The sequence below is a fragment of the Enterococcus sp. SB12 genome, from assembly GCF_030910025.2.
Lineage (GTDB): Bacteria > Bacillota > Bacilli > Lactobacillales > Enterococcaceae > Enterococcus_B > Enterococcus_B faecium.
Window position 1 is genome coordinate 2,162,113 of record NZ_CP175675.1, and the last position, 14,398, is coordinate 2,176,510.

Here is a 14,398-nt window from a genome sequence, read left to right on the forward strand (position 1 = left end):
TGTTCTAACTTCAATAAAAAAGGAAAACACTGATTTTCACCTCAGTGTTTCCTTTTTTTGATTTATCCTTCTAAAACTTGTATACCGACACCCAATAATCCCGGACCAGTGTGGACTACTAATGCCGGAGAAATCTGGCCAAAGTAGATTTGGTTTGCTTGTGGGAACTCTCTTTTAAGTCTCACTTCCATTTCAATTGCTTCTTCTTTCGCATCCCCATGGGCAACAGCTAAGTTGAAGACCTTTGCATTACCGATTTTTTCTTTGACGTAAGCAACCGTTTTATCCAAACTTTTTTTACGTCCCCTAGCTTTTCCTACTGTGTAATAAATCCCTTCTTCATTACATGAGATGATTGGGTTAAGTTTTAAAGCGGTTCCTACAATAGAAGCAACTAAACCGATTCGTCCACCTTTTTGAAGATATTCCAATGTCGCAACATTAAAGAAAACTTTTGTTCTTTCGACTAACTCATTCAGATTACTGATCAGTTGATCCCATTCTACTCCTTCTTCCAGCCATTTTGCTGCTTGGATCGCAGAAAAACCTGCACCAATACCAATATTTTTCGTATCTAGTACATATGCTTCCAATTCTTCTTGCTGTTGTGCAATTAAACGAACCATATTATATGTCCCGCTCAATCCACTGGAAATTGTTACCGCAAGTACCTTTTCATAACCGTCTTTTTTGATTTGCTCAAAGATTTCTGTGATCGACTCACCATCCGGCAAAGATGTACCAGGGATTTCCTCTGGCAAACGTTGATAGATCTCTTCAGGGGTAATGTCAATTTTATCTGTATATACCTGATCTTTATAAATAATTTTCAATGGGATCATATACATCTCGTATTTTTTTATCAATTCTTCTGGCACATCCGTACCTGAATCTACTAAAATTGCGATTTTATTGTTTTTCATTTGTTTTCTCCTCTTTTAAATATTCGGTTTCTAGAACAATCGTTTTTTCCGCAAGAAGTTTCATTGCAAACGATAAAGTTGCCGCTCTTACAGCAATATATTCTACAGGGGTTGCCTGGTCGAATTTTTGCGGATGAGATTTACCTTGTGCTAATTGGCTGACCATCCACACAGCTGCTTCTTGTTCATCGCAAAATAGATTATAGGCTTCACGAATTCCTACTGTTTTTCCTTGGAACAATATCCCTTCTTTGATTTCAGGAATAGTCAATACTTGTTTCAACGTAGTGATTGCAAGTAAAAATGCTACGTGTTCTTTGTTATATCTTTTTTTAACTGGTGCTGGTATCAAACCTAGTTTAACGTAATTGTTTACCATAGAAGAGGTAAGCAATGGATGCTTTTCTCCTTGTATCACAGGTGAAAGATAACGATCAACTAACGTTCTGACTTGGTCCATATAAAGTTCTAAGTCAGGGAGTTCTTCCCAGTGAGGCAGACGGAATGTTTCCAGTTCCTTCCCCCACTCCATTAATTGCTGACGCATTTTTTCCATCATAACCGCTCCTTTTTTCATTTCATAAACATGATATCAGACTTATGATAAACATTCAATCTAGTTGCTTTAACTAGGTAATTTGATTAGCGGGATTCCATGAAAACAAAAAACAAGAAGGATAAGCCTTCTTGTCTTTTATCGTTAAGAACAGGAGACCCGCCGGGGAGACGGCGGGAAAGGAGTAAAAAATGAAAAAAGTGTTAGGGTTTGTTCTCTTGCAAGAACTTTGTTTGTTGGTATGCTTATATAATAGCGAGCAAATGTGAATAATCTATGAATGATTTCCTATAAGGAAGTAAAGATTTTTCTGATTTTCTTTAAATGTAGTCTTGCATTTTAAAATTCTTAGTGCTACTATTATTAAGTACTTTTTGTACGGGCCGTTAGCTCAGTTGGTAGAGCAGCTGACTCTTAATCAGCGGGTCGCGGGTTCGAGCCCCTCACGGCCCATTGGGTGCCAAACCCACGTCATCAGTACATCTTTGGCTACTTCGGTAGTTTCGAAAAAGATGTACGTGATGACATTTTTTATTTTTCGGGTATGAAATTCGGGTATGTATTTTAGTTTTTTAATTTTTAATAACAATAAAAAGCACTCAACCAATTAAATTGATGAGTGCTTTTGGTATATATGTACCCTGTAGGACTCGAACCTACGACCGGACGGTTATGAGCCGTCTGCTCTAACCAACTGAGCTAAAGGTATGAGAAGCCATCACAACTACTGCAAACAAAAAGAATGGACATAGACTAGATAATAATGGGTTTCATTCTTCATGTTGTGATGGCTAATTTATTATTACACAATCACTAGAAAAAAACCAGTTTATTTTTGTTTGTAAAATATATTATTTTATGATATTATTTCCGAGTTATAAAAAGAAAAAGCTTCGGATACTTATCTTTTGGGGAAAGACTCTAGGGTTAGATAGTATCTGAAGCTTATTTCTATGTTCATTATCTCACATAGTTATTTTTTAGTCTATTATTTTCTTAACTTTTTCAGAAAAAATGAAAAAACCTCAGCCAAGGATGACTGGTTGAGGTTTTTCTATATTAATGTTTCTAAATCATGAGTTTCAATTAGGTCTTCTATTTCTACATCTAAAATCAAAGATTGTCTTTTTAATCTAATTAAATCAACTAAAGTTTTACCTTCTAAATCTTTAAAATCTGTTAATAAAAAATCTAAAATTATACTTTCATCTTTCAAAGCTAGTTTTCTAATCAGACCTTTACTAGCATCCCAATTATGTTGTCCAGTTATTCCCTCTTTAGTCATAAAAAAACCATGCGTTAGTTTTGATACACGCATTAAACTCGCAAATTTTCCAATCCAGCTAACATTCAATTTTGTACCGTAATTTTTGCATTCTACTAAAACTTCATCTGGTAAACATTCTTTTTCAATTACATTATTAATCTGGTTGCCAAAAAAATCTAACTCTAAAAATAAATCTATTTCATTAGTAGTTGTTTTTAAATTCCTTTTAACTTTGTAAATGTGATGTGTTTTAAATATCTGATCTATCAATGATTCTAATGCATCGCCCTTTTCCTTTGTATTACTAAAGTTATCATCTTTTATTTTTTTGATTAATTGATTAATTGAGTCTGATTCTTTTTTAGTAAAAATATATTCTGATTTAAAAATACCTGGATTACATTTCGCCGCTTGTATAAGAGCCGTTAAATTATTATTCATCTTTTATCACCCTAAAGAAAAGAAATACATGCTTAGAAAAATCTATGGTTATATCTTCATATAAATCTTCTATAAAAATATTTTCTGGAATGTCACGTAAATACTCATACTCGGACGGAAGCAATGTGTCTGATATTTTGATTTTATAAACCGGCTTCAAAATATCTAATTTGCTAAGGATTTCAACAATATCCAATGAATCTCTCTCACGTATATCAAAAAAACGTCTTATAACAGAAACATAAACTCTAGAAGTACTTTTCTTCTCTAAAATTTTAAAAAAATCGATTACCTTTGCTTCATCAAGTCCTTTCTTCTCTGTTATTGTTTTTACTGCAATACTCTTTGAGCAAGGATTCAATGACATCATTCATTCCGCTCCTTCCTTTAGTATGACTGTAGTAATTCAAAAGAGTATATGGATATTCTGATAAAACAAATTTGACTTGAATTTTCTTACTTTTTATCTTATCATCCCAAGTAAATGTAATCCATGGTAAATCGGACATCGTTTCTGTATCTCTTATGAACTCTTCTAAAAGAATTTTAACATCTAACGATTTTGAAAACAATTCTTCGTTATCATCTATTAAATTTCTTAATTCTCCTAAAATAGGTAAGATTATAGTCTCGGCATCATTTGAATCTAAAATTGCTTGTGAACCTGAACTTAACACCATTTTTTGTGCTGAAGCTTTTGGTAAATTATCTAATTCCCCCTTTTTTTCTTTTTCTTTTATTTCTTCCAAAGTCTGCAACAAATCTACTGGAATCAAAGTTAAGGAAAATTCTGTTTGAAGATATTCTGAAACTGTATTTATCATTTGTTCAAAAAAATTAACTCTATCTAGTCTAAAATAAGAGGCTACATTATCAGCATCTATTTCAACAAATTTTCTAGATTCATTTTGTAAATCCCAAACTTTAACTGCAACTGAATATGTGGTTTTAGTGGGAACAGGTATTCCGTTTTCAATTCTTAGTCCATCAAGTAAAAATGTGAACTTTATTATATCATTTAATTTAACTGCTTTGAAATCTTTAGATGGAGTGCCCAATTTTATAGTTGAATCTACTATATTATTATTTCTAGTTATTAATCTTATGATTTCGCTTGAATTTCTTTCATCGTCTAACTCAAATAAAGCACTGTATTTAAAACTCTTATTTGCTTCTATATTTTTATAGGCTTCAAGTAGTAATTCATTATTCTGCTCCATAATTTCTTGTAAAGATGTTTCTGTACCATTCCCTTTACCTAATATGGCATCGACTGAGGATTTAGCATCTTCAAATTTCTGATCTTTTATTAACCCTCTTACAGAACGTATGTATTTTGTTTTTAAAAAATTGGGCATTATTTTAATCTCTTCTTTAAAGTATTCCTCAAACATACAAAAATCTCCTTTTCTTTGTTTCTTTATCTACAATTAAACCAAAAGAAAGCCCTAAAGACAATAGCCTCTGGGCTTCTTAGCAGATATAATCTTTGAGGATTATAAAATCACTTTAACACACGGGGGAACATAAGTTCAAGTTAAACGTTTATGATATTAAAACAACATTTTGTGATATTCATAACATTAAATTTGTAACAAAAATGTCATATATGATTCCAAGTACCGCCCCTCATCGAGGGGCTATTTTTATCTTTGCGGAATATTCAATTACCACCGTTTATCGTGAAAATCTTGCGCTCCATCTTTAGTGTTTCCTTTAGGATCATTCGTTGCTCGCATCATAACGTATACTTTCTTATTAGGGAAATTACGCATGTTAAATGATACGTGGTATCCGACATTTCCAGAAGTATTATAAGCTTGATTTACGTCTGGTCTATAAATCCCATCAGCTCTCACTCGAACTAATTCTTTGCCAGTATTATAGTCCATGATGAAAATGTACTCGTATTTATAGTTAGCAATGTGCCATCCAGCGACGTGCAAGTTCGCATTTTCGATTTCCCCAAACTGATCAATGTGGGCGTAATTCGTTCCATCTGTCAGTGTAGGATTTGCTGCACCTGCTCTAGTTTGGTGTTAGTATCAAATCTTAGACAGCTTTTCGTAGAGACAAGAATAAATTAAACTTATCTACGAGAGGATGAATTTTTATGACCCGATATGAAGAAAATTTTAAACAAATGATTGTTGAACTGAATCAAACTGGACGTTCTGTTCGAGGGTTAGCGAAAGAATATGGCTTATCTGAAGCAACGATTTACAAATGGAAGAATTTATATTTACCTGATCAGTCCACAGGACTGACTGGAAAAGAAGTAGCTGAACTGAGAAAAGAAAATGCTCGTTTAAATGAGGAACTTGAAATCTTAAAAAAAGCCGCAGCCATATTCTCTCGGAAAACCTAAATTCGCTTGTTCAATTTATTGAAAAATGGTGTAAGGATTACACTGTTTCTTTGTTGTGTCGGTTATTAGAAATCCCTAGAAGTGTCTATTATTTTTATAAGAATAAACCGTTGACAGCTACAGAAATCAGAAATAATAAGTTGAAAAAGAAGATTTCAACAATTTTTTTACGAATAAACAACGCTATGGTGCCACAAAGATCCATCAAGTTTTATTAAAAGAAGGGATTTCAGTATCTCTTAAACATGTCCAAAAGCTAATGAAACAATTAAATTTAAGGTCGATTGTAGTTAAAAAATATAGACCTCAAAGGTCTAATAAACCGATCATTTCAAAAGAGAATCTCTTAAATCAGGACTTTTCTACTGAAACGATCTGTGAGAAATGGGCAGCTGACATTACGTACATTCCTACTAAGAAAAATGGTTGGTGTTACTTATCTTCAATCATGGATTTACACACGAAAAAAATTATTAGTTATACATTTTCAAAACGAATGACTGTGGATTGTGTCATTCAAACATTGAATAAAGCAAAAATACATTATCACATTCCAGAAGGAATGATTCTACACACTGACTTGGGCAGCCAATACACAGCAAGAGAAGTGGAACAATGGCTTAAAACCAACAAAATAAGGCATTCTTATAGTAGAAAAGGAACACCTTATGATAATGCTGGAATCGAATCTTTCCATGCCTCATTGAAAAAAGAAGAAGTCTACACGACTAGCTACTCAGATTTTGAAGAAGCAAATCGAGCGCTATTTAGCTACATTGAAGGATTTTATAACCGAAATCGAATCCATAGCTCGATTCACTATCTAACCCCACAGGAATTTGAAGAATTAGCAAAAGAAAAAATGGCTTAACCGTCTCTACTAAAATGTGTCCAAGATATTGACTCAAATCCAAGCATTATTTGGAATACTACATAACCATACCCTTTTATCCCTTCAAATGAAAACATATACGTCATAACCATGGAAGTAATAATAGATCTGAAATCATCAATAAGCATACATAATAGTAATTTATTTAAAAGCACTATATTAGTTTTCTTCTTTTCCTTTAATATAAAATAACTTCCGATTATAGGTATAGCTGCGGAAACATCAGTAAATAATTCAACAAAAAAAGTGAGTGGTATCAATAAACATACAAAAAGATATTTTCTTTTGTTAAGATCAGTATTAGTCATATAAAATAAGAGAAAAAAGAAAAAGTTTCCCACGAACATTCTTAATAGATAAGCTTTTGTATCGATAGTAATCAAGAGATCCCCTCCTGATTTTAGGATATCATAAAAAAAATTTTAGTTACACTTTTTAAATAACGCGAATTGTAAAATTAAGTTAGAAAAATAAAAAGGCATTTATGGTACACTCAAATTGTATTTCCGACGAAAGAAAACAAAGGAGTGTAACCATAAATGACCTACAAACATCTTACCATAGACGAACTGACAATGATAGAATCATATTATCTTCAACATAATAAGCCGGTTGAAATCGCTAACCGAATGGGACGTGCTATACAAACTATTTATAATGTAGTCAATAAGTTCAAGCAAGGTAAGACTGCTCTTGATTATTGGCACCAGTATAAAGAAAATAAGAAAAAATGTGGGAGAAAAGTCATTCAATTACCTGCTCATGAAGTAGATTACATTAAAGAGAAAGTCACTCTTGGTTGGACGCCTGACGTCATTATCGGGCGAAAAGAAAGGCCTGTTTCATGCGGTATGAGAACACTTTATCGTTTATTTTCTAAAGGAATATTTGATATTGACACACTACCGATGAAAGGTAAAAGAAAACCCAATGGCCATCAGGAAAAACGGGGAAAACAACAGTATCAGCGCTCAATCCATGATCGACCTGATAATTATCCTGATTTCAATTCTGAGTTTGGTCACCTTGAAGGTGATACGATCGTTGGCATTCATCATAAAAGTGCCGTCATTACTTTAGTTGAAAGATTATCTAAAGTCATTATCACGATTAAACCCAACGGCCGTAAGGCATTAGATATTGAAACTGCCCTTAATCAATGGTTTTCTCGCTTCCCTAAAAACTTCTTTAAATCTATTACGTTTGACTGTGGAAAAGAATTTTCTAACTGGAAAGCCATTAGTAACCAACATGATATTGATATATATTTTGCGGACCCTGGAACACCTTCTCAACGCCCATTAAACGAAAATTCTAACGGGATTCTGCGTCGTAATGGACTGCCGAAATCAATGGATTTTAGAGAAGTGAATCAGACATTTATTTCCAGTGTCAGCAATCAACGTAATCATATTCCAAGAAAATCATTGAATTACAGAACACCAATCGAAATATTTTTGAGCTATGTACAAGAAGCATTTTATTCTAGCTTAATTTGATAAATCATATAATGAAAAAACACATTCCACTAAATTTGATGCCGGTTTTCCTTGAGGTTTTGTTCCAGCACCTCCTTTAATTTTTTTAAGCTCTTGATCTGAACATTGTTTAGCATTAGTCTATTTTTTTCTTCCATTACGATTCCCCCTACAAACTATAAATACTTTTATGGCACTGATTCAATATACCTATTTTTCTAATCAAAAAATTTTGAGACATATTTAATATTATAAGTATCATTAAAATTGAGATTTATCTCCATAATCTGCTCGATATAAACCATTTATTCCAGCAGTTCTTCCAATTTCACTCAAATTTCTTATTAATTCCTCTTGATATTCAGTGAATCTTATTTTATTAGTATAAGCAGTAAAATATAGATAATTCACCAATCTATTTATTAAAGGACTGGGATCTAATTCATATTTTTGTTTTTCTAATTTTAAATATACCTTTTGTAAAACCTCAAGAATATCAGAATATTTAGGATCTTTACTTATAGATATATCATTATATAATTCATGAACAATTTGCTTAGCATTTTTTTTCATTTTAGCACTTCCCTGGAATTGCTCCACCTAAAAAACCACCTATAGACATTCCTGCAATACAAGTAGTTGCCTTGGCCCAATCGACCGTACATTTATTTTTAGTGCAATACACTCCATTTCCATAATATTTTCCACTATGAGTGGTACCCCCATAGATAAGTTGTGTCTCTTTAATAGACAAAATTTTTAAATGTTTCATAATCTAATCACCCCTAAATTAATGTTTTTAGACTATTATTCTAACATTCATTAAATTTCAAAAAACAATTCCTTCTTGAAACGTAGCAAAATAATTCCTGAATAAGAATTTAATCACTTTTAAGTATATAAACTATGTATATTCTTTAATATTTTTTGAGAATGCACTTCGTACATAATAGATAGCGTAAAATATTTTGTGTAAATAGATATTTAGGGTAGAAAAAAAGAAAGTCCATTCTGTAAAATTAAAGTTACCACAACCGAAATTTTATAGGAGGACTTTCTCATGCCCAATTTTACTACAGAAATTATGGAAACACTAATCAATAAAGGTGATTTAGATGAATTATTTCGATGTCATTTAGAATTAGCTGTTAATTCATTATTGCAGGCTGAATTAACAGCTTTTCTTGATTATGAAAAATATGATCGTGCTGGGTTCAATTCAGGTAATTCCCGTAATGGGAATTATTCACGTTCATTCAGAACAGAGTATGGAGAATTAAATTTGGTGATTCCTAGAGATAGAAATGGTAAGTTTTCTCAACAAACTTTGCCTGCTTATAAAAGAACCAATGACTCTTTAGAAACCACTATTATTCAGCTATTTCAAAAAGGAATTACTATGTCTGAAATCTCTGAATTGATTGAAAAAATGTACGGGCATCACTATACGCCACAAACCATTTCAAATATGACTAAAATAGTTTCTGAAGATATTATTGCCTTTAAAGAAAGGTCCTTAGAATCCAGATACTCTGTCATTTTTATGGATGCTACTCACATTCCTTTAAAAAGACAAACTGTTTCAAAAGAAGCAGTTTATATTGTAATTGGCATTCGATTAGATGGAACCAAAGAGGTTCTTGGGTTTAGTCTTGCTCCAACTGAATCTGCTTATGTTTGGAAAGAGATTCTTCAAGACCTAAAAGACCGTGGTTTAAAAGAGGTTTTATTAGTCGTAACTGATGGTTTAAGTGGCATTAACGATAGTATTCATAGTGTTTATCCAAATGCTCAATTTCAACAATGTTGTGTCCATATATCTAGAAATATCGCTCATAAGGTTCGTGTTAGTGATCGACAAGAAATCTGTAGCGATTTCAAATTAGTTTATCAAGCAAGTTCAAAAGAAGAAGCAAATAATCAAATAAGGTTTATGATAGATAAATGGAAAAAGCAGTATCCACGAGTGGTTAAATTGCTCATGAATCCTGCTATATTAACCTTTTATAATTTCCCTCCGTCAATCAGAAGAACTATTTATTCAACTAATTTGATTGAAGGTTTTAACAAACAATTAAAGAAATATACCAAAAGAAAAGAGCAATTTCCTAATGAAGAATCTCTGGAGAGATTTCTAGTATCTCAATTCAACAACTATAATCAAAAGTTTCTATGCCGAGTTCATAAAGGTTTTAAAGAAATACATGATACATTAGAATCAATGTTTTAACTTGATCAACAGAATGGGCTTTTCCATTTACACATAATTCTTGACGCAACCACATAATAAACTTTAATCACATTAGTCTTTCATACCTACGATCGATCTCTTTGACTCGCACCCATAAATTCATAATAGTTTGTCGGCGTCTTTGGACGTTTCGAAGATGAGCTACGCATTCTCTTCTTTTATAGACAAAAAAGAGAGAGACGAATATGGAGCTTCCAAATTTGGATATTTGATCCAATTTTGGAAGCTCCATTTATTTCGTGTCTGTCTTTTTATTTTTTCCAGCTTTCGACTAATTCTTGGTTCTCTTTGATCCAGTCTTTTGCTGCTTGCTGTGGATCTTTTCCATTGTTGATTTCCAACATAACTTTTTCCATATCTTTTTCTGACCAATGGAAATTGTCTAATACTTTGTAAGCTTCTGGCTGGTCTTCTTTCAATCCTTTTCGAACCATCGTATGGATCTGCTCTTCGCTTCCCATTCCGTTTTCAGGATCTTCTAAGTATTTCAGATCATATTTGGCAAACATCCAATGAGGTGTCCATCCTGTAACTACAATTGGTTCGTGTTTTTTGATCGCTTGACCTAGTGCAACGGTCATTGCTCCTGAAGAAGATGTCTCTACTTTCCAGTCTTTCAAGTTGTCATATTTTTGGATCGTGTTTTCAGCAGCCGTAACTACACCAGCTCCTGGCTCGATTCCTATGATTTTCTTACCTGCCTGATCGGTTAACTCATCGATCGAATTTACATCCATGTAGGCTGGCACTGCTAAACCAACTTTTGCTCCTGTCAAATTGGCACCTAGGTCTTCGACTTGATCTTTATATTGTGCATATTGTGAACCATGAGTTTTAGGTAGCCAAGCTGAAACCATGGCATCTGACTCGCCATTTGAAACAGATTTCCACATGATTGAATTATCTAATGGCGTCATCGTTACATCATAGCCCATTTGTTTCAATACTTCACCGACTACATTTGTTGAAGCAACTTCTGTATCCCATTCAACATAAGATAAGTTGATACGTTTTGTTTCTTTGGCAGATGAAAAACTCCCTATACCAATCGCACCTAAGATCACTACTACAGCACCAATGATCAATCCTTGACGTTTTTTACTTTTCTGTGTTGCTGCTCCTGCAGCTTTTTTATTGTTTGGCTGGTTCAAATGCTGTGTAAAACGGTCAATGATGATTGCTAAGATAACTAATGCAACGCCGTTGACAAATCCATTCCCGACTTGTGCTCTTTGCAATGCTGATAATACGCCGCGTCCTAAGCCGGGTGCACCGATCATAGAGGCAATAACGACCATTGAAAGTGACAGCATTGTTGTTTGATTGATCCCTGCCATGATCGTACTTTTAGCTAAAGGCAATTCTAGTTTGAATAGTTTTTGACGACTTGTGCTCCCGAATGAATCAGAAGCTTCTACTAATTCTTTAGGAACTTGTCGAATCCCTAAATTCGTAAAACGAACGGTTGGTGGCAAAGCAAAGATGACTGAGGCAAATACCCCTGGAACCATCCCGATACCGAAAAATGCAACTGCTGGAATCAAATAAACGAATCCTGGCATTGTCTGCATAAAGTCAAGGATCGGTTTGATAATACTTTGGGCTTTACTGCTTTTTGCCATCAAGATCCCTAATGGTACCCCAATGATGATCGAGATCACACTAGATAAAAGAACAAGTGTGACAGTATTCATCAAATCATTCCATAGACCTTGGTTATAAATAAACCATAGACCGATTAATGTGAACAACGTAAGTCCTGGACGTTTCTTAGAAATAAAGAAAGCTGCTATCGTCAATAACAAGATAAACAAAGGAGCTGGAATCACTAACAGTAAATTTGTAATCCCCGACATCACTGCCTGTCCGATCGTTTGTAAAAATGAAAATAGGCCAGAAAAAGTTGTCGTAAACCATTCTGTGATATTTTCTACCCAGTTTGCCACTGGTAATTGATAGTTCAATAGATTATTCATGTTCACTCACCTCGCTTGTTTCTGCTAATGCTTCAATCACACTACCTCGGATGACGACACCTTTTAATTTTCCATCCTCTACAACTGCAAGTGGAGTCGGTGAGTCATAAATAATATTGAAAATATCACTTACCACCATGTCTTTCCCGATCACCGTCACATTTTCATCTAGGAAGTCGATCAATGGACGTTTTTGCTTCCTAGCTTCTAACGCTTGATCTGCAGTGATGATCCCTTTCAGGTGTCTCTTTCTGTCAACAGCCATCAGCATGCTGACTTCTTCATTACGCATCCTTGTCAATGCAACGTTTGGTCCATCAGATTCGATATTCGTCGTCAATGCAGGTACCATGATGTTTTGAGCCGTAAGCACTTTGGAACGATCGACTTCTTCCACAAATTCACGTACATAATCATTTGCTGGATTGGTCAATATTTCTTCACCTGTTCCGATCTGCATGATTTCGCCGTCTTTCATCAAGGCGATTCTGTCCCCAATCCGTAAAGCTTCATTCAAATCATGGGTAATGAAAATAATCGTTTTTTGAACATTGGCTTGCAGGTCCAGTAATTCGTCTTGCATTTCTCGACGGATCAGCGGATCAAGAGCCGAGAACGCTTCGTCCATCAGCAAGATCTCAGGATCATTTGCTAAAGCTCTGGCTAGGCCAACCCGTTGTTGCATCCCACCAGATAACTGACTAGGATATTGGTCTTTAAATGAAAGCAAACTAGAATTTTCTAATGCTTTTTCTGCTTTTTCTTGTCGTTCTTCTTTAGGTATACCACGGACTTCTAACCCGTATTCTGTATTTTCCAAGATCGTTCGATGTGGAAACAGACCGAAGTTTTGGAAAACCATATTGATTTTATGACGACGGACTTCTCGCAATTCTTCTTTGCTTAACTTCGATACATCTTCTCCATCAATATAGATACTGCCCGAAGTTGGCTCAATCAGACGATTCAATAGACGGATCAATGTGGATTTCCCACTCCCGGAAAGCCCCATGATCACGAAGATTTCTCCTTCTTTTACGTCAAAATTCACGTCATACACACCAACCGTTGCACCGGTTTTCTTTAAAATCTCCGTTTTCGGCTGGTGATCATTCATCATATCTAAAGCGGCTTGTGTCTTTTTACCAAATATCTTTGTTAAATGTTTTACTTCTACTTTTACCAAACAAATTCTCCTTTTTTATGTAAATTCATTTTTCTTTCTGAAAAAAGTGACCACACTATGTTAACATCATGTAGTCACTTTGTCAAAAATGAAAGAAATTTGCTTGTCCAAACTGAAAAAAACTTGGCTAAATCTTTGTAAATAAAAGGTTTAGCCAAGTTAATATTTTTTTAATATTTCACACAATCATTCTGCAAGCTGATGCTCCGGGTAAAAAAAGTTTGTCATACGCTGTAGCGTATATTCATTTCCAATAAAATGAACGATGTCCCCTGCCGTAAATTTAGCATAGGGGCCAGGTGAAACAAGCAGTTCTTCATTATGAGAAATTGCGATAACTGTGGCGCCAGTCGCCTGCCAGATATTCAACTCGCTAATCGAACGGTCCAGATGCATTGCTTTTTCTGATAAAGATAATTCAAACGGAAGTAAAGGATTCATCTTATGTATTCGCTTCGTTTGATTGACCAGCTGATCCAATAATTGAGAAAAATGATTCAGCTCATCTTGTTGCTTCTCCACACTTGCCATGATTTCTGCTTTTGTATCTTGGATGGATTGTACATCTTGATATTGCAATAGGAAATCTTTTGCTTTTTCCTTCGAAGCAACAAATGCCCCACTTCCATGCCGTACTTCCATGATTCCAAGATCTACCAGCACATTGATAGCCTTGCGGGTAGTCTCAGGAGAAGCATTGTACGTACTGGCAAGTGTTGAGCGGGCATGGATCTTCTCACCCACTTTATATCGGTTTTCAACGATACGTTCGGCTAAATCAACAGCAATCTGCTGGTAGCGCGGGCGGACGATTTTTTTCTTTCCAGACATTTTCTTTCCTCTTTCTTTTTTTACTTTCCCTCATCTTACTATGCTCTAGCAAAATAAGCAAAAAAGGGGAGAATAGCCTCTTGCAACGACTGATCATCGCTTGATCTGTTCCTTTTTTACTGGGCAAGCTGTTTGACAGTCATCACAATTCTTACCGGATTTTAAACGAGTATAGACAATGGCGCCTACACTTCCAAAGATTAACACACTTAATAAAAATGTCGCCATC

General features: G+C 34.4%; 13 protein-coding genes, 2 tRNA genes and 4 pseudogenes. 4 read left to right on the forward strand and 15 right to left on the reverse strand.

Features of this window, described 5'->3' with window-relative positions; genetic code table 11:
* Positions 1-62 precede the first annotated feature (62 nt).
* Both RBL01_RS10785 and RBL01_RS10790 read right to left on the reverse strand, forming a co-directional pair.
* Positions 63-923, reverse strand: coding sequence for a DegV family protein (locus RBL01_RS10785; protein ID WP_307780848.1), 861 nt, complete (start codon positions 921-923; stop codon positions 63-65).
* Positions 910-1,479 carry a DUF1836 domain-containing protein gene (locus RBL01_RS10790; protein ID WP_002322652.1) on the reverse strand — a complete coding sequence of 190 codons (570 nt, stop codon included), beginning with the start codon at positions 1,477-1,479 and terminating at the stop codon, positions 910-912. The genes RBL01_RS10785 and RBL01_RS10790 overlap by 14 nt, the downstream gene beginning before the upstream one ends.
* A gap of 380 nt (positions 1,480-1,859) precedes the next feature.
* On the opposite strand from RBL01_RS10790, the gene RBL01_RS10795 reads away from it, so the two are divergent.
* Positions 1,860-1,932 (forward strand) — tRNA-Lys (locus tag RBL01_RS10795).
* A gap of 182 nt (positions 1,933-2,114) precedes the next feature.
* On the opposite strand, the gene RBL01_RS10800 is transcribed toward RBL01_RS10795, so the two are convergent.
* From RBL01_RS10800 to RBL01_RS10820, 5 genes and pseudogenes are all read right to left on the reverse strand, one after another.
* Positions 2,115-2,188: transfer RNA gene (locus RBL01_RS10800), tRNA-Ile, on the reverse strand.
* Positions 2,189-2,533: 345 nt separating this feature from the next.
* Positions 2,534-3,187, reverse strand: coding sequence for a restriction endonuclease (locus tag RBL01_RS10805; protein WP_307780849.1), 654 nt, complete (start codon positions 3,185-3,187; stop codon positions 2,534-2,536).
* The gene (locus RBL01_RS10810) at positions 3,180-3,557 is read right to left on the reverse strand and encodes a hypothetical protein (RefSeq protein WP_307780850.1); all 378 of its coding nucleotides are present in this window, start codon (positions 3,555-3,557) and stop codon (positions 3,180-3,182) included. Before RBL01_RS10810 ends, RBL01_RS10805 begins: the two co-directional genes overlap by 8 nt.
* The gene (locus RBL01_RS10815) at positions 3,490-4,581 is read right to left on the reverse strand and encodes a hypothetical protein (RefSeq protein WP_307780851.1); all 1,092 of its coding nucleotides are present in this window, start codon (positions 4,579-4,581) and stop codon (positions 3,490-3,492) included. The genes RBL01_RS10810 and RBL01_RS10815 overlap by 68 nt, the downstream gene beginning before the upstream one ends.
* A 273-nt stretch (positions 4,582-4,854) precedes the next feature.
* Positions 4,855-5,220 (reverse strand): annotated as a pseudogene (locus RBL01_RS10820) (N-acetylmuramoyl-L-alanine amidase); the annotation flags it as partial.
* A gap of 80 nt (positions 5,221-5,300) precedes the next feature.
* Here RBL01_RS10820 and RBL01_RS10825 point away from each other — a divergent pair.
* Positions 5,301-6,426 (forward strand): annotated as a pseudogene (locus RBL01_RS10825) (IS3 family transposase).
* A gap of 41 nt (positions 6,427-6,467) precedes the next feature.
* Here RBL01_RS10825 and RBL01_RS10830 read toward each other — a convergent pair.
* Positions 6,468-6,794: pseudogene (locus tag RBL01_RS10830) on the reverse strand (ATP-binding protein); the annotation flags it as partial.
* Between the two features lie 192 nt (positions 6,795-6,986).
* On the opposite strand from RBL01_RS10830, the gene RBL01_RS10835 reads away from it, so the two are divergent.
* Positions 6,987-7,946 (forward strand): IS30-like element IS6770 family transposase, encoded by a 960-nt coding sequence (locus tag RBL01_RS10835; RefSeq protein ID WP_002293280.1) that lies wholly within the window; start codon positions 6,987-6,989, stop codon positions 7,944-7,946.
* Here RBL01_RS10835 and RBL01_RS10840 read toward each other — a convergent pair.
* The 3 genes and pseudogenes from RBL01_RS10840 to RBL01_RS10850 form a co-directional block, all read right to left on the reverse strand.
* Positions 7,938-8,083: pseudogene (locus tag RBL01_RS10840) on the reverse strand (EntF family bacteriocin induction factor). The gene RBL01_RS10835 and the pseudogene RBL01_RS10840 sit on opposite strands and share 9 nt — an antisense overlap.
* A 103-nt stretch (positions 8,084-8,186) precedes the next feature.
* On the reverse strand, positions 8,187-8,498 hold the full coding sequence (locus RBL01_RS10845; protein ID WP_002287810.1) for a bacteriocin immunity protein: 312 nt from the start codon (positions 8,496-8,498) through the stop codon (positions 8,187-8,189).
* Position 8,499: 1 nt separating this feature from the next.
* Complete coding sequence (locus RBL01_RS10850; protein ID WP_002304799.1) at positions 8,500-8,697, reverse strand: class II bacteriocin; 198 nt, start codon at positions 8,695-8,697, stop codon at positions 8,500-8,502.
* 288 nt (positions 8,698-8,985) lie between these two features.
* Here RBL01_RS10850 and RBL01_RS10855 point away from each other — a divergent pair, with 288 nt between their 5' ends.
* A complete protein-coding gene (locus tag RBL01_RS10855) occupies positions 8,986-10,155 on the forward strand; it encodes an IS256 family transposase (RefSeq protein ID WP_002300314.1) in 1,170 nt (389 codons plus the stop codon).
* Positions 10,156-10,427: 272 nt separating this feature from the next.
* Here RBL01_RS10855 and RBL01_RS10860 read toward each other — a convergent pair whose 3' ends face one another.
* The 4 genes from RBL01_RS10860 to RBL01_RS10875 all read right to left on the reverse strand — a co-directional run bounded on the left by RBL01_RS10860 (position 10,428) and on the right by RBL01_RS10875 (position 14,397).
* A complete protein-coding gene (locus tag RBL01_RS10860; RefSeq protein ID WP_002319012.1) occupies positions 10,428-12,152 on the reverse strand; it encodes an ABC transporter permease/substrate binding protein in 1,725 nt (574 codons plus the stop codon).
* Positions 12,145-13,338, reverse strand: coding sequence for a glycine betaine/L-proline ABC transporter ATP-binding protein (locus tag RBL01_RS10865; protein ID WP_002319011.1), 1,194 nt, complete (start codon positions 13,336-13,338; stop codon positions 12,145-12,147). Before RBL01_RS10865 ends, RBL01_RS10860 begins: the two co-directional genes overlap by 8 nt.
* Before the next feature lie 186 nt (positions 13,339-13,524).
* The gene (locus tag RBL01_RS10870; RefSeq protein WP_002287801.1) at positions 13,525-14,169 is read right to left on the reverse strand and encodes a GntR family transcriptional regulator; all 645 of its coding nucleotides are present in this window, start codon (positions 14,167-14,169) and stop codon (positions 13,525-13,527) included.
* Between the two features lie 93 nt (positions 14,170-14,262).
* Positions 14,263-14,397 (reverse strand): hypothetical protein, encoded by a 135-nt coding sequence (locus RBL01_RS10875; RefSeq protein ID WP_002339871.1) that lies wholly within the window; start codon positions 14,395-14,397, stop codon positions 14,263-14,265.
* Between the last annotated feature and the right edge of the window lies 1 nt (position 14,398).

What these genes read in the sequence shown, in the direction of transcription:
- RBL01_RS10785 (WP_307780848.1), bottom strand. Translation starts at nt 923, where the DNA reads ATGAAAAACAATAAAATCGCAATTTTAGTAGATTCAGGTACGGATGTG.
- RBL01_RS10790 (WP_002322652.1), bottom strand. Translation starts at nt 1,479, where the DNA reads ATGGAAAAAATGCGTCAGCAATTAATGGAGTGGGGGAAGGAACTGGAA.
- RBL01_RS10805 (WP_307780849.1), bottom strand. Translation starts at nt 3,187, where the DNA reads ATGAATAATAATTTAACGGCTCTTATACAAGCGGCGAAATGTAATCCA.
- RBL01_RS10810 (WP_307780850.1), bottom strand. Translation starts at nt 3,557, where the DNA reads ATGATGTCATTGAATCCTTGCTCAAAGAGTATTGCAGTAAAAACAATA.
- RBL01_RS10815 (WP_307780851.1), bottom strand. Translation starts at nt 4,581, where the DNA reads ATGTTTGAGGAATACTTTAAAGAAGAGATTAAAATAATGCCCAATTTT.
- RBL01_RS10835 (WP_002293280.1), top strand. Translation starts at nt 6,987, where the DNA reads ATGACCTACAAACATCTTACCATAGACGAACTGACAATGATAGAATCA.
- RBL01_RS10845 (WP_002287810.1), bottom strand. Translation starts at nt 8,498, where the DNA reads ATGAAAAAAAATGCTAAGCAAATTGTTCATGAATTATATAATGATATA.
- RBL01_RS10850 (WP_002304799.1), bottom strand. Translation starts at nt 8,697, where the DNA reads ATGAAACATTTAAAAATTTTGTCTATTAAAGAGACACAACTTATCTAT.
- RBL01_RS10855 (WP_002300314.1), top strand. Translation starts at nt 8,986, where the DNA reads ATGCCCAATTTTACTACAGAAATTATGGAAACACTAATCAATAAAGGT.
- RBL01_RS10860 (WP_002319012.1), bottom strand. Translation starts at nt 12,152, where the DNA reads ATGAATAATCTATTGAACTATCAATTACCAGTGGCAAACTGGGTAGAA.
- RBL01_RS10870 (WP_002287801.1), bottom strand. Translation starts at nt 14,169, where the DNA reads ATGTCTGGAAAGAAAAAAATCGTCCGCCCGCGCTACCAGCAGATTGCT.
- RBL01_RS10875 (WP_002339871.1), bottom strand. Translation starts at nt 14,397, where the DNA reads ATGGCGACATTTTTATTAAGTGTGTTAATCTTTGGAAGTGTAGGCGCC.